At 66.2% G+C, this 13223-nt stretch carries 11 protein-coding genes; all 11 read right to left on the bottom strand.

The features are described from left to right. Window positions 1–6: 6 nt before the first annotated feature. Window positions 7–642 carry a prepilin-type N-terminal cleavage/methylation domain-containing protein gene (locus Azoinq_RS04420; RefSeq protein WP_216131885.1) on the bottom strand — a complete coding sequence of 212 codons (636 nt, stop codon included), beginning with the start codon at window positions 640–642 and terminating at the stop codon, window positions 7–9. 76 nt (window positions 643–718) lie between these two features. Beyond that, window positions 719–1990, bottom strand: coding sequence for an adenylate/guanylate cyclase domain-containing protein (locus Azoinq_RS04415; protein ID WP_216131888.1), 1272 nt, complete (start codon window positions 1988–1990; stop codon window positions 719–721). Between the two features lie 73 nt (window positions 1991–2063). Next, window positions 2064–2810, bottom strand: a complete 747-nt coding sequence (locus Azoinq_RS04410; protein ID WP_216131891.1) for a type II secretion system protein — start codon at window positions 2808–2810, stop codon at window positions 2064–2066. Beyond that, window positions 2807–4888: a hypothetical protein gene (locus Azoinq_RS04405; RefSeq protein WP_216131894.1), complete on the bottom strand. Its 2082-nt coding sequence runs from the start codon at window positions 4886–4888 to the stop codon at window positions 2807–2809. Before Azoinq_RS04405 ends, Azoinq_RS04410 begins: the two co-directional genes overlap by 4 nt. Before the next feature lie 61 nt (window positions 4889–4949). Then, a complete protein-coding gene (locus Azoinq_RS04400) occupies window positions 4950–5372 on the bottom strand; it encodes a hypothetical protein (RefSeq protein WP_216131897.1) in 423 nt (140 codons plus the stop codon). Next, window positions 5369–5986 carry a hypothetical protein gene (locus tag Azoinq_RS04395; protein WP_216131900.1) on the bottom strand — a complete coding sequence of 206 codons (618 nt, stop codon included), beginning with the start codon at window positions 5984–5986 and terminating at the stop codon, window positions 5369–5371. Before Azoinq_RS04395 ends, Azoinq_RS04400 begins: the two co-directional genes overlap by 4 nt. After that, window positions 5983–7446 carry a hypothetical protein gene (locus Azoinq_RS04390; protein ID WP_216131903.1) on the bottom strand — a complete coding sequence of 488 codons (1464 nt, stop codon included), beginning with the start codon at window positions 7444–7446 and terminating at the stop codon, window positions 5983–5985. Before Azoinq_RS04390 ends, Azoinq_RS04395 begins: the two co-directional genes overlap by 4 nt. Before the next feature lie 5 nt (window positions 7447–7451). After that, window positions 7452–8651 (bottom strand): type II secretion system F family protein, encoded by a 1200-nt coding sequence (locus Azoinq_RS04385; protein ID WP_216131906.1) that lies wholly within the window; start codon window positions 8649–8651, stop codon window positions 7452–7454. Next, on the bottom strand, window positions 8648–10366 hold the full coding sequence (locus tag Azoinq_RS04380; RefSeq protein WP_216131909.1) for a GspE/PulE family protein: 1719 nt from the start codon (window positions 10364–10366) through the stop codon (window positions 8648–8650). The genes Azoinq_RS04385 and Azoinq_RS04380 overlap by 4 nt, the downstream gene beginning before the upstream one ends. Continuing rightward, window positions 10363–10830: a hypothetical protein gene (locus tag Azoinq_RS04375; protein WP_216131911.1), complete on the bottom strand. Its 468-nt coding sequence runs from the start codon at window positions 10828–10830 to the stop codon at window positions 10363–10365. Before Azoinq_RS04375 ends, Azoinq_RS04380 begins: the two co-directional genes overlap by 4 nt. A gap of 431 nt (window positions 10831–11261) precedes the next feature. Beyond that, on the bottom strand, window positions 11262–13142 hold the full coding sequence (gene mshL / locus Azoinq_RS04370; RefSeq protein ID WP_216131913.1) for a pilus (MSHA type) biogenesis protein MshL: 1881 nt from the start codon (window positions 13140–13142) through the stop codon (window positions 11262–11264). Between the last annotated feature and the right edge of the window lie 81 nt (window positions 13143–13223).

Raw genomic sequence — 13223 nt, 5'->3', positions numbered from 1 at the left:
CCCAGCTCAGACACTCTTGCAGACCACGTAGAGATTGGTGTTGTTGTCCTGGTAATTCCCCGCCGGGCTTTCCCCCGCGCCCACGCTGGTGGGGACGGTGGTTTCCAGTTTTGCCCGGAGATTGCCGGTGGCCGGAGCCCCGTCGTCGAACTGGGCATCCAGGGCCTGGGCGACCTTGGCCGGCAGATTGCCGGAACAGACCACCAGGCCGGAAAGGCCCAGGGCGCCCCATTGCACCCCCATGATCCCGTTGGCCGCGTTGGTGGCCGGTTGGGTGGCGGCGGCCAGGGTGGCCGTGTTCCCGGCGAGAAAACCGGCCAGGCGCATTTCCGCCCAGAACAGGCGGCTTTCCTGGGCGGCATCCGTGTCCTGATAGCTTCCTTCGATGATGCTGTTGCCGTTGCCCGGGGCGGTAATCAGGCTCCAGCGGGTGGCTCCCGGGTCGTCCCCGGGCAGGCGCCGGTACCGGTCCTGGTAGGACAGGATGCCGGCGGACAAGCCGTTCAGGTCATTGGCGATGTTGCGAATCTTGGCCTGGGTAATCAGCTCCTGGCCCTTGAGCACCCCGCCCAGCAGGAGACCGATGATGACCAGCACAATGGCGATTTCGATGAGGGTAAAACCCCGGTTCCGGGTGGGCATGGACCGCCTCCAGCAGGAGAGAAGAGGAGGTCAAAATAATGCCATATAAATATTTTTGTCGGAACTACCGGCCCCGCTAAAGGTTGGAGGGGGCCTGCAGCCGGTACACTGGGACCGGGCCTTTGCCCTTGAGTTCCAGGGTTTCCGCCGGGGCAAAGGAGAATTGGCTGGCTAGGCGCTGGTAGGTGGGGGCATCCACCAGAATATTGCCCGGGGAGCCTTCGCTGGAAATGCGGCTGGCCGTATTCACCGTGTCGCCCCACAGGTCGTAGATGAATTTCTTCTTGCCCACCACCCCGGCCACCACCGGCCCCGTGGCAATGCCGATGCGGACTTCCAGATGCATGCGGTTGATGTCGAAATCCCGGTGCAGCAGTTCCTGGATGGCCAGGGCCATGCTGGCCATGGCCTGGGTGTAAGGCCCCTGATCCCCGTTCAAGCCCCCGGCCACCATGTAGGCGTCCCCGATGGTTTTGATTTTTTCCAGACCGAAGGACTCGGCCAGCTCGTCCAGGGAGGAAAAAATCCGGTTGAGCATGGAAAACACCTGCTGGGGCGAAAGGCCTTCCGCCACCCGGGTGAAATTGACGATATCCACGAACATGACCGACACCTCGGCGAAGCCGTCCGCAATGATGGCGTCTTCGTATTTGAGGCGCTTGGCCACGGGCTCGGGCAGCACGTTGAGGAGCAGGGCTTCGGCCCGTTCCTGCTCCTGCTCCAGCATGTGCAGGGTGTCTTCCATGCGGGCCTGGATCCGGTCCTTTTCCTGGGCGGCGAAGCGCAGCATGAGGTAGGCGATGGAGGAAACACAGGCGAAATTGAGGGTGAAGAAAATCAGCTGGGTGGCTTCCGGAATGGCCACGGGGCCGTGGCCCGGCAGGGAAGTCTGGAGAATGTCCCAGATCCCGGTGAGCAGGGTGAGGAGCAGGTAGGCGATGAACCAAGGGGCGGACTTTTTTACCCCGGAGACCAGAATGACGCCGATGGGCCCCAGCAGTCCCCACAGGCTGATGCCGCTGCCGTTGATGAAATTGCCCAGGCGCCATTGGGCGACAAAGGGCAGCACCATGAAGAGGCCCAGCTGGGTGAGGCGGAAGAGGGGGAAATTGCCGTTTTTGAGGAAAAAGGCCAGGTTGCCCAGAAGCAGGCCTTGAAAGACCAGGGCGGTGCCCAGGGGCAGTTGGGGGGCCAGGTAGCTGTAGAGCAGGGTCCAGGCCATGGCGGCGGCGCAGACCAGCACGGTGGCCAGGACCAGGATCAGTTTGCCGGTTTGCAGGGCGGGCGGGTCTTCCGGGCGAATGCCCAGGGTCTCCAGGGAATGGCGAAAGCCTGAACCGAAGGTCATGAAGAAAGAGCGCGGCGGCGTCGGGAAAAGAGAGAGGTGACGCAACAATACTGACAGCCCCCTCCGGGTCGGGTCAAGGGAGCCGCCCCGCCGCCGTGAGACGGCTGTAGAGAATCACCGGGGAGAGCCAGAGCAGCTGGTCATCAAAGGCCCCCTGGGGATGGTCCGCCGGGGTGGGCGGGTGGCTGACCAGGCGGTTGTCCCCATCCAGATTGGCCGTTTCGTCCGCCCCCCGGGGCGTTTCCCCGTTGGCCCCGGTGGAAAAAACCACCACCAGCCCTTCCCGGGTCAGGGCGGTGGTGGTGCTACAGGTATCGGCCCCGGGGCAGACCCAGAGGTCCGGGGCCGGAGGGGCGGCCAGGGAGGCCCAGTTACTGCGCAGGCCGTTGGCGGTGGTGAAACCGTGGCTCTGGGCGCCAATGGCAACGCTGCTGACCTGATAGTGCAGGCGCTGGCCCCAGGCATCCAGCACATAACCCGCTTCATCCGTGGGCCCCAGGCCCAGGGTAGTGCCGGGCAGATAGCCGCTCCAAGCCAGGCAATCCCCGCCCCCCTCGGGCATTTCCCGGGCAACGCCCCCCTGGCCCGGGGGCATGGGGCAGGGGAAACGGCCCTGGGCGAGGAAAAAGCCCAGCAGGGCTTCCTGGGCGTCCACCAGTTGCTGCTGGGTCTGCTGGCGGGCGGTCTGGTCCCGTTGCCCCCGGGCGGCGGTCATCAGGCTGCCCGCCAGGAGGGCGGCAACGATGAGGACCAGGGCCAGTTCCACCAGGGAAAAGCCGGTCATGAAGGGCTGGGGCGGGGTTGGGCGGGGGTGGTTCATGGTCGACTGCGGGCGGCGAACAGGGTGATGAGAATTTGCTGATCCACCGAGCTCTGGGCATTGGTAAAGCCCAGGCGCACCCGGCGCCAGAGGTCCTGCCCGGAGAGGGCAGGGAGAGTCAGGGTCTGGCTGAGGGTCGGCGCCAGGCGGGGAAAACGGGGGGAGAAATCCTGGTTTATATCCCCCATGGCTTCCAGCACCGGGAGGGTCAGGGCGGGTTGATTTACATCCAGAATCCAGGCCTGGATCAGGAAGGTGGCGCCCTGGGCGGTGCTTTGGCGCACCACGTCCAGGCGGAGGTGGAAAGCCCGCTGGGCGGCGCTGCTGGCCTGGAGGGCGGCCAGAGATGCCAGCCCTGGCGGGCCGGAGGGATTGGTGGGATTGGCCCCGGCCCCATGCACATTGTCGTCCCCCGGTCCCGGATTGTCGGGGCTGGCCGGGTAGGGCGCGCTGCCCCAGAACACCAGGGCGGCGTGCCGATTGTCCGGATCGTTCCGTCCCCCGTTGGGGGCGCTCGGGGCGGCCCAGCCCGGATTGGCCCGGGTGTCCACTTCCAGACCGATTTTGGGGGCCAGGATGGGGGCGATGCCGCTGCCCGGGCTTTGCCCCCCATAGCCCAGCAGGCCGCCCCCGCCGCCACAATGGTCGGCCCCGGAATTCCGCTCCCCGTCCGCCAGGACCAGGGTGAAGCCCTCCCCGATTTTCTTGATCTGGAAGCGAAAATAAAGGCGCAGGCCCCCGTCAAAGGCCAGGGTATCCCCAAACCAGGCACAGCCGGATAGGCTGGCGGCGGGAAGGCCGTGGCTAGTGGTTGCCCCCAGAGCGCCCAGGGTGAGGGTCTGCTGGGGGCCGTCCGGGGTGGCCAGGGCGGGCGACGGGCCGCCAGAGGGCGTGCCGGGCAGCAGCTTGTCCATGTTCTGGGCAAAGGACAGCCGGTCGGCGGGTGGATTGAGGCAGAGAACCACGTCCTGGGCGGCGGGGCGGCTCACGTCACTGACCGTGTAGGTGCTGGCCCCCGCCAGGGTCAGTCCGGTCCGGGTCAGAGTCGTCAGATTGGGGGCTTCCAGGTAGTTTTCCCACCGTTCCCGCTGGGCCGGAGTTTGCCGTGCCTGGCCCGTCTGCCGCTCCCCGGCGAAGACCAGGGCGCCGCTGCAAGCCTGGCTATTGACCGAGAGGCAGGTCCGGTTGCTGGCGCACAGGGAGTAGAACAGGTGATCGCCAAAGGCCCGGCCATAGCCCAGGGGTGCCAGATTGGCGCAGGAAGCCGGTATCCGGCCGGTGACCAGTTCCGGATTGGCGGCCTGGGGGGCCGCGGGCGAGGGCCGGGGCAAGGCGGCCCCACTTTGCAGGCAGTCCCGGATATTGGCGAGCCAGCCGTTGATGCCCCGGCGCCCCGACCCGGGCCCCTGAAAATCCCGGCGCAGGCGGATGCGGCGGAAAAACAGCTCCTCCGTGCCGATGCCCAGCAGCCGGTCATTGTTGTCGCCCTGGCCGGGGAGTCCCGGGCGGAGGGTTAGGGGGGCTGCCAGATCAGCGCCGGGGCTGAGGCTTTCCAGGTATTGGGCCCAGTCCTCGGCCCGATCTCCGCCGCAGTTGCCCGCTCCCGGGCGGCGCCGCTGCGGGGTTAGGGGCGGTCCGGGGGCGAAAATCACGGCGGCCAGGGCCCCCTCCAGGGGAGTGGCGCCCGCCGGGGCAGGGAGGAGAAATTGGCCCGGCGTGTCCCAATTCAGGGGCGTGGCACTGGCCGGATTGTCCTTGAAGCCCCCGGCCACTCCGTACCAGAGGCAGTTGCCCTGGCTGTCCGTGAGGGCCGGAAGCCCCAGGGTCTTGTAGGGCAGATAGCCCATGGCGGCCTGCTCCTGGGCGCCGCAGGGGGGATCGGCCACCCCGTCCCCATCCCGGTCGGGGCAGGGCAGGTAGCCGAACATCTGGTCCGGATAGCGATCCCGATAGGTGGCGGCAAAGCCGATCAGGGCTTCCTTGGCCTGGCTCAGGGCCGGGTCCGGGCTGGCGGGGCGGGGGAAAAACCAGGGGACCAGGGCCAGCCATCCGGCCATTAGGACCAGAAGCAGCAACAAGGCGGCGCCTTGTTGCGGAAGGTGGCCGCCCCGTAGCCCCCGATTTTCAGGGCAGCGCCGCTCAGGGACTGGCGGCATGGCCCGGTTCCAGGAGGGAGCGGGGACGGGCATGGCCCTGCTGCCATGTTTCCCCCACCCGGAAACTGAGGGCCGGGCGCCGGGGGGAGGCGGGCAGGAGAAGGGCTCCCGGATGCCGGGGCAGGTAGCGGAAAGGCGGGGGCGCCTCCCGGCCCGGGGCGGACAGGGCCTGACCGTTGATCCACAGGGTCTGGGGGCCTCGGGAGCGTTGTACCAGGCCGTTCAGCACCAGGGTGGGGGCGCCCAGCGCTGGTGCCGGGGCCCCTCCCGGGTGCAGGGCCTGCCAGTCCAGCAGTTGCCGCTGCTCCGGAGTATAGAAAAGGCGCCCCAGTTCCTCCTCCCCGGGGACGGGCAGGCTTATGCCCAGCAGCAAGGCGGCCAGGAGTTCGGCCTGGGACCGGGTCATGGTGATGTCTCCCCTGGAGGGGGAGCCTGGAGGGTGAGCCGCTCCACCCGGCAGTCGGCTGCCAGGGCTCCAGGCTGGGGAGGCTCTCCGGTGAGCCCCCCTTCCTCCGGGGGCTCGGCCCAGGCCACTTGGCAGTTTTGTACCCGCAGCAGCCCCTGGCCGGGCGACTGGAGCTGCCCCAGGAGATCAAGCAACTGAGCTTCATGACGCAGGGGAAGGTGAATCTGAATGGACTGGGAAACCAGACGCCAGCCCGCTTCCTGAGCCAGAAAGCGGGGCTCGGCAGGGCGCAGGGTAAGGCCGGGATAACGGGCAGGGGAAAGGAGGGGGGCCAGGGGACGATCTTCCCCTGGCCGGGAAGCGGTGATCCAGCCTTTTCCTTGGGCCTGGCTCAGGCGCTGGGCCAGATGTTGGCGCTGTTTCTGAGCCTGAATCCCCCGCTGCCGGGCCAGGCCCTGTTGTTCCACCTGGGCCTGGCTCGCTTGGGCTTGATCCTTGGCTTTCAGGTAGGCGGAATGACTGCCGCCCCAGATCATCAGCCCGCCCCCCACCCCCAGGAGGGCCACCAGGATGCCCCGGCGGAGGGCGGCGAATTGTGGCGGAAGCTGTCTCATGGCTTGTTCCTGGACCAGATTTCGCCCCGGAAAGCTGGGGATGAACTGGTGGCATCGCCCTGAATTCGGCCCTGAAGTTGGGCGTTGGCCTCCAGGGCTGCCCGGAATTGATTTAGGGGGGTGGCGAAGTCAGCCTCCCGGCGGACGGGAGACGGGCCTTCCTCCTCCTGGATTTCCCCTTCCAAGGCCAAATGGGGGCCCTGGGGGAGAGGGTGTTTGGTGGAGGCAGACAGGGGAGAGGGCGCTTCTCCCGCCTCTTCACCGGTCCATTCCAGGCGTGTTAGCCGAAGGCCCGGGGCCTGGTCCAGCAGCCCACTGAGCTGATGGAGCAGGCGGCGGGGATCGGGGCGTTGTTCTTCCTGCTGCTCCAGCCGGGCCAGCAAGGTTGGCGGTACGGAAGGAGGGGTGGGGCTCTGGGTTTCCCCGGTGGGGAGTAGCTCCGGGGAGGCAATCAGGGCCTGTTGGTTGGCGGTGGCTATCTGTTGCCATTGGCGTGCTTCCCCCAGATCCAGGGCCCCCAGGGCGAGGCCGAGGCAAAAGCTGCCGGCTCCGGCCCCCACCAGGGTCCGTTCCCAACGTTGCCAACGGTAGGTCTGGCCCAGGGCGGCGGGGGCGAAGGCGGTGGAGGGGGGCTTGCGCACCAGGGCCTGGGCCCAAAGCTGGGGCAGGGTGATGGAAGGACTGGCCGGGGAGGCGCCCAGATGGCGGGCAAGGGCCGTGGCGTCCAGGCGGCACCAGGGCGGCTCCTGGCCTTCTGCCCTGCCCTCGGGCTCCTCCTCCCCCGGGGAAAGCAGATGGACCGCCAAAGGCTGGTGCCGCTCCAGGAGCCGCTGTCCAAGCAGATATTGGTGGCAGTGGGCCGTTTCCCTCAGGAGTTGGGGCCAGGCTTCCGGCCCCGCTGGCAGGTTCACCTGACGGGAAAAATGGAGTTGGCCCTGGGCGAAATAGCTTTGCCGCAGGCGGTCCCCCTGCCGGGTGAGGAGCAGACCCTGGCCCGGCAGCCAGCCCTGGCGCACCAACTGGGCCAGAATCAGGGGCAGGCAGGTGACCTGACCCACGGGCAGCTGTCGGGCTTCCAGGGGGGCGACCCAGGCCTGGGTGACTTCGGGGGCGGTGAGGGCCAGGAAGAGGAAACTTTCTTCTTCCCGCTGCTGCTGGCTAATGCCCAGGGGCAGGGCGCCGCGAAAGGGACTGTGGGGAAAGTGCTGGGCCAGTTTGCGCTGTATCAGCTGCTGCCGCTCCCTACCTCGGAGTCGGGGCAGGGCTTCTTCCCGATAGACTTCCTGTCCCAGATCCCAGAGCAGGTCATAGCGGCCCGGGGACAGATCCAGAAAGCGGGTGTACCGGGTCTGCCCCTCCGGGTCCGGGGAAAAGCGGGCCTCTTCCCGAACCCACCCTTTTTCCCGGCGGAAGACGATCAGGCCCTGATCCGTGAGGTAGAGAATGCGGTGGAGGCCCATGGCGGTCAGTGTCCCAGGGTTGCCACCGCGTCGTAGATGGGCCCCAGGATGGCGACCATGATCCAGCCCAGCAGGCTTCCCAGGATGAGGGTCAGGCAGGGCTCCAGTAGGGCTTGCAGGCGCCCCAGCTGTTCCCGGATATCCCGGTCATAGAAATAGGCTACATTGCGCAGGGCCTGGTCCAGGGCGCCGGTGGTTTCCCCCATCTGCACCATGCGCAGCATCAGGGGCGGAAACAGGTGGGCGCTGGCAAAGGCGCCGCTCAGGCTGGTGCCGGCGGCGATCTGTTCCCCCACCCGAACAATGCCGCCATGGACATGGCGGTTGCCCACCAGGGTGGCGCAGGCCTGGAGCCCCTCCAGCACGGAAATGCCGGCGCCGTAGAGCAGGGCAAGACTGCGGGCAAATCTGGCCAGCAGGCTTTTTTCCAAGAGGGGGCCGATTTTCGGCAGGCGCAGCAGCCAACGGTCCCGAAAGTCCTGGAATCGGGGCGTCCAGCGCGACAGGAGGATTCCCAGGCATCCCAGTCCCAGCAGGCCCAGGGCTAGGGCCTGACCGTGGTACACCAGCAGATCGGAGAGGGCGAACAGCAGGCGGGTGGAGAGGGGCAGCTCATGGCCCAGGTGGCGGACAAAGCTCTGTAGCTGGGGCACCAGGTAGATGAGTAAAAAGCCGCTGCTTCCCAGCACCATGGCCGCCAGCAGGGCCGGGTAGAGGAGCAGGCGGCGGGTTTGGGCGTGAATTTCGTCTTCCCATTTCAGGGTTTCCGTCAGTTCCCGGAGAATTTCCAGAAGCCGTCCGGATAGTTCCCCGGCCCGGATCAGCTGGATTTCCGTGGGGGGAAAGGGGCCGGGGTGGTGGGCCATGGCCTGGGACAGGGTCAGTCCCCCTTCCAGACCTTCGATCAGGCCAGTGACCACATCCCCCAGGGCGGGGCTTTCTTCTCCATGGCGGATTTCCAATAGGCTTTCCCAGAGGGGAAGGCCAGCGTGGAGCAATTGTTCCAGATGGAAATAGAGGAGGATGCGATCCCGGCGGCCCAGGGTGCCCCTTCCCCGCCGGCGATAAGTGCCGGGGCGGGCTCCAATCAGATCCAGCCCGAGACGGTGCAGGCGGGCTTCCAGGTCTTCCAGGTGGGCGGCCTCCAGCTGGCCTTCCTGGCGACGGCCCCGGGGATCGACTGCCCGATAGCGGTAGAGGGTCATGGTGCCGGCTCCCGGGGAGGAAGACCCACCACCCGGAGGAGTTCCGCCAGGGTGGTGGTGCCGTCCAGGACCCGCCGCCAGCCGTCCTCCTGCAGGCTGCGTAGGCCCTGTTGGCGGGCGGCTGTTCGGAGCAGGGGAAGGGAGGCGCCCTGGGCGATCAGATCATCCTGCTCCGGGGTGTTTTCCCACAATTCCATAATGGCGACCCGGCCCCGGTAGCCCTGGTGCTGGCAATGATCACAGCCGGTGCCCCGATAGAGCACCAGTTCTTCCCCGGGGAGGCCCAGTTGCAGGGACTCCTGGGGCGTGGGGGTATAGGTTTCCCGGCAATGGGGGCAGATTTTCCGCACCAGGCGCTGGGCTACTACCCCGATTAGGTTGCCGGACAGGATGTCCGGGCCGATGCCCAGGTCTTTGAGCCGGGGAATGGCGCCCAGGGCGGAATTGGCGTGCAGGGTGGAAAACACCTGATGGCCGGTCATGGCCGCCCGGAAGGCCATGATGGCCGTATCCGGGTCCCGGATTTCCCCTACCAGAATAATGTCCGGATCCTGGCGCATGAGGGTGCGGATGCCGTTGGCGAAATCCAGCCGGGCCCCTTCATTGACACAGCTTTGCCGCATCAGGGCCGTGGGATATTCCACCGGGTCCTCCAGGGTCATGAGATTCACCCCTTCCTGGTTCAGCTGGGCCAGCAGGGAATAGAGGGTGGTGGTTTTGCCCGCGCCCGTGGGGCCGGTGACCAGGAGGATGCCTTCCGGGCGATGCAACAGGCGCTCCAGGGTGGTCCGGTGGTCTTCCGCTAGGCCCAGGGCGGCCAGGGGCAGCAGGCCCCGGTGTCGGTCCAGGATACGTAGGACCAGGTTTTCCCCGTGCAGGGTGGGGTGGGTGGAGACCCGAAAATCCACCCGGCGGCCCCCCAGCTGGCGTTGAAAATGGCCATCCTGGGGGGCCCGGCTTTCCGCGATGTTGAGGCCGCTCATGACCTTGAGACGGACAGCCATGGCGGGCCAGTAGGCCAGATGGAGGGCCCGGATCTGGCGCAACAGGCCGTCAATGCGATAGCGGATGCGGAGAAAGCCTGCCTCCGGTTCGAAATGAATATCCGAGGCCTGTTGCCGTACCCCGTCCGCCAGCAGGGCATCCACCAGGCGGATCACTGGCTGCTGAAAATCCCGGGGAGCGGTCCCCGGATCGGCGGCGGGGGCGGGGCCTTCTTCGATTTCCTTCAGGATGGCGTCGATGGACAGGGCGCCGCCGTAATGCTGCTCCACCGCCTGGGCAATTTCCGATTCTCCTGCCAGATAAATGTCCAGCTCCCACTCCGGCCCCAGCAGGGCCCGTACCCGATCCTTAGCCACCACGTCCCAAGCATTGGCCATGGCCAGACTCAGCCGGGGAGGTCGGGTGCTGAGGTTTAGGGGCAGGAGATGGTGTTGCTGGGCAAAGGCTTTGGGAATGCGGGCCAAGGCTTCCGGGGCGATCAGGACCTGATCCAGGTCGATGCCTGGGATGCCCTGGTGTTCCGCCAGCAAATCCCGCAGGGTGGCTTCCGAGATGAAACCCAGACCGGTAAGCAGCCGCCCCAGGGGCGCCCGCTCCCGCAGTTGTTCCCGCAGGGCAATCTCCAGTTGATCCGGTGAAATCGCCCCCCGGGCCAGGAGTTCCTGGCCCAGGGGCCGTTGCAGGGCCGGGCGGGACTGGGGCTCGTTCATGGGGTGGAGGCCTCGGCCCCTTCCAGGGCCGCTAGTCGGGCTCGGGCTCCTTCCCGGTCAAAATGGGCAGCCCCGGGTTCTCCAGCCTGCAAGGCCTGCCGGTAGTAGTCCCGGGCCTGGCTTTTACTCAGGTGATCCAGGCTGACGGCCAGATTGAGCAGCGTATTCGGATTCCCCGGCCGACAGGTGTTGGCCTGCTGAAAAGCTTCTCGAGCTTCTCCCCAGCGGGCTTGATCCGCGAGGAGGATGCCCAGGGCCTGGTAGCCGTCGCAGGCCTCCGGACTTTCCTGCAACAGCTGGTGCAGGGCGCTTTCCGTGGCCATGGGATTGATTTCTCCCTTGAGCCGGAGCAGGCCCACCCGGGCCGTCACATCCTGGGGATGGGCGGCCAGGGCTTTTTGATACCAGGCCGCTGCCGGACCGTATTGCCCTTGGCGTAGGGCCAGGGCCGCCAAACCGTTCATGGCGTCCGGATGATGGGGGTGGTGGGCCAGTATTCGGGCGTAAAGTGCTCCGGCGGGCCCGTCCTGACCGGCCACCAGGGCTTGATAGGCCTGGGTTAGGAGATCCGTGGGGGCCGGGTTGGGGGTGATACGAATGTCGCTGGCAGGGGCGCGGACTCTGGCTCTCCCGGCTAATCCCGGTTTCGTTGCAGTCGGATGGGCCGGAAGCCGTGCGGAGGGAGCGGCGGGCTTGGCCCTAGGGGCGGGGGGGGAGGATTGGGCCTGGGCTGGCGCCTCCTGCAGGGAGGGAGCTCCGGCCAGGAGCGGGGACGAGGGGGTGGCTGCAAGCAAAAGGCCCAGGACGTCCAGGATCAGAAAGGGCTTGGGACCCTGTAGCTTTTCTTCCGGAGCTTGATAGCCGGGGGCCGGAAATTGGGAGCAGGCACCGGGCTTCATGGGGCGTTCTCCCCTCCGGAGGGGGCCATTTGCTGGCGGGGCCCCGGGTTGTGGCGGAAAAATTCCGGATCGGGCAAAAGCCGCTTTTGCCCCCGGTAGTCTCCGTCCAGGCTGGCTTCCCGGATGACCGTGGGGCGCAGGAAAATAACCAGCTCGGTCTTGCTGGTGGCGTCGTTCCGATGGGTGAAGAGATTGCCCAGCAGGGGAATGCGAGACAGGCCGGGGACCGTGTTGTCCGCGTTGCGCAGCCCTTCCTCCATCAGGCCCCCCATGACGGCGATGTTGCCGTTTTCCACCCGGATCATGGTTTCCATTTCCCGGGTGCGGATGACCGGAATCTGGCTGGTGATATCGCTTTGCAGACCATTGGCCGCATTGGCCCGGAGGGCCGGATTGGGATCGGCCACATAGCTGACGATGCGGGAAATGCTGGGGCGGATGTTGAGCAGCACGCTGTCGTGGTGGCTGATTTCCGGGGTGACGTTCATGACAAAGCCCACCGGGACGGAGTTGAGGGTGGTGGTGTAGGTGGTGACCGTGGTGGTCTGGTTCTGGGTGGTGTCCGCCTTGATGGTGAAATAGACCTCGTTGTCGATGACCTTGATCACCGCCGTCTGGTTATTCATGACGCTGATCTTGGGGCTGGAGAGGACTTTCACCACGCCAAAGGATTCCAGCAATTTCAGAGTGCCCTGGTTGCTACGCCCGTCCCCTGCCCGGGTGTAACTGAGCTGGAAGAAATTGGCGTTCAGGTCCGTCAGATTGGCGGAGGCTTCCTGAACCACGGACCAGCCGGAGCCCGGGTTGAGTCGCAGCCAGTCAATACCCTGCTGGTAGTTCTGGGACAGCTGGACTTCCGCAATGGTGGCTTCAATGAGCACCTGACGCTTGGCGCTGGCCATGACCGCATCCAGGTACTCCTGCACCTTTTCCTGCTGCTTCTGGGTGGCCCGTACGGTGAGGGTGCCGGTTTCCGGGTGGGCGATTACCGAGGCGGCCTCCCGGAACGTGGTTTTGCGCACGATGGTGGTGCCACTGTTTTGCAAGGTGGCCGGATTGGGACTGGCCGCCAGGCCATTTTGCACCGTGCTGCCTTTGCCCCGGGGAGCCGGGGCTGTGCTGCCCGTGCCCGTGGTGGTTTGGGCCGACGCCTGTTCCACCACGGTTTCACTGGAACCTTCGGGAAGAATTTTGTCCGTTTCCCGCAACAGGTCTTTGAGATTCTGGATCAGGGATTCCCAGAATTTGTGGTGGGCCTTGTTTTCCACCCGGGTGATGGAACTGTTGCCGCTCCCCTGGGTGGCATTGGTGGGGGTGACCGTGCCCGCCGCCGGATTGGCGCCCGGTCCGGCGGTGGCGATCTGGGTGGTGACCGCCACCGTACCCGCCGTATCCCGTTCCATATTCACGTAATCCACCTTGTAGGTGTGGAGGTAGGGCGTGTCGGGCATTACTTCCAGAAGGCCGTCCCCCAGCCGGTAGCGGATATCCGCCTGGCGGGCCAGCCGGTCCAGAATCTGGGGCAGGGTCTGATTCACTGCGTTGAGGGAGACGACGCCGTGGATGCCCGGGTGAATATCTACGTTGATCCTAGCGTCCCGGGCCAGGGCAAAGAGGAGGTCAGGGAGTTCCACCTGATGCACCACCACGTTGTATGTTTCTTCCTCCTGCCCGGGAATGGGTGGAGGCGGTAGGAGTTCACCGCGGGAGATGGGGGGAATGGGCGCCCTAGCGGTTGGGATGGTGGCCGCTTGTTGCAGATGGGCGGGGTCGGGCGGGGGTGCCAGGGGCGTGGAGCAGCCGCTGAGCCATCCTATCCAGGAAGCAAGTGCCGCCCAGGTGGGCAGGGGGCGGCGGAAAAGCCAAGGGGCGTGCATGGACGATGGCGCCTCGGGAAAGGATGGAAAAATAGATGTGTGTAATTAATGTAATGATTTGTAACGGCTTCTGCGGGAAAA

Origin of the sequence: Azospira inquinata, from assembly GCF_018905915.1 — a bacterium.
GTDB classification, from domain to species: Bacteria; Pseudomonadota; Gammaproteobacteria; order Burkholderiales; family Rhodocyclaceae; genus Azospira; species Azospira inquinata.
This window is presented reverse-complemented; position numbering and strand designations above follow the sequence as displayed.

Excerpts from the sequence above, each read along its gene's own strand:
- Azoinq_RS04380 (WP_216131909.1), bottom strand. The coding sequence starts at position 10,366 with ATGAACGAGCCCCAGTCCCGCCCGGCCCTGCAACGGCCCCTGGGCCAG.
- Azoinq_RS04415 (WP_216131888.1), bottom strand. The coding sequence starts at position 1,990 with ATGACCTTCGGTTCAGGCTTTCGCCATTCCCTGGAGACCCTGGGCATT.
- Azoinq_RS04375 (WP_216131911.1), bottom strand. The coding sequence starts at position 10,830 with ATGAACGGTTTGGCGGCCCTGGCCCTACGCCAAGGGCAATACGGTCCG.
- Azoinq_RS04385 (WP_216131906.1), bottom strand. The coding sequence starts at position 8,651 with ATGACCCTCTACCGCTATCGGGCAGTCGATCCCCGGGGCCGTCGCCAG.
- Azoinq_RS04395 (WP_216131900.1), bottom strand. The coding sequence starts at position 5,986 with ATGAGACAGCTTCCGCCACAATTCGCCGCCCTCCGCCGGGGCATCCTG.
- Azoinq_RS04390 (WP_216131903.1), bottom strand. The coding sequence starts at position 7,446 with ATGGGCCTCCACCGCATTCTCTACCTCACGGATCAGGGCCTGATCGTC.
- Azoinq_RS04410 (WP_216131891.1), bottom strand. The coding sequence starts at position 2,810 with ATGAACCACCCCCGCCCAACCCCGCCCCAGCCCTTCATGACCGGCTTT.
- mshL (WP_216131913.1), bottom strand. The coding sequence starts at position 13,142 with ATGCACGCCCCTTGGCTTTTCCGCCGCCCCCTGCCCACCTGGGCGGCA.
- Azoinq_RS04420 (WP_216131885.1), bottom strand. The coding sequence starts at position 642 with ATGCCCACCCGGAACCGGGGTTTTACCCTCATCGAAATCGCCATTGTG.
- Azoinq_RS04400 (WP_216131897.1), bottom strand. The coding sequence starts at position 5,372 with ATGACCCGGTCCCAGGCCGAACTCCTGGCCGCCTTGCTGCTGGGCATA.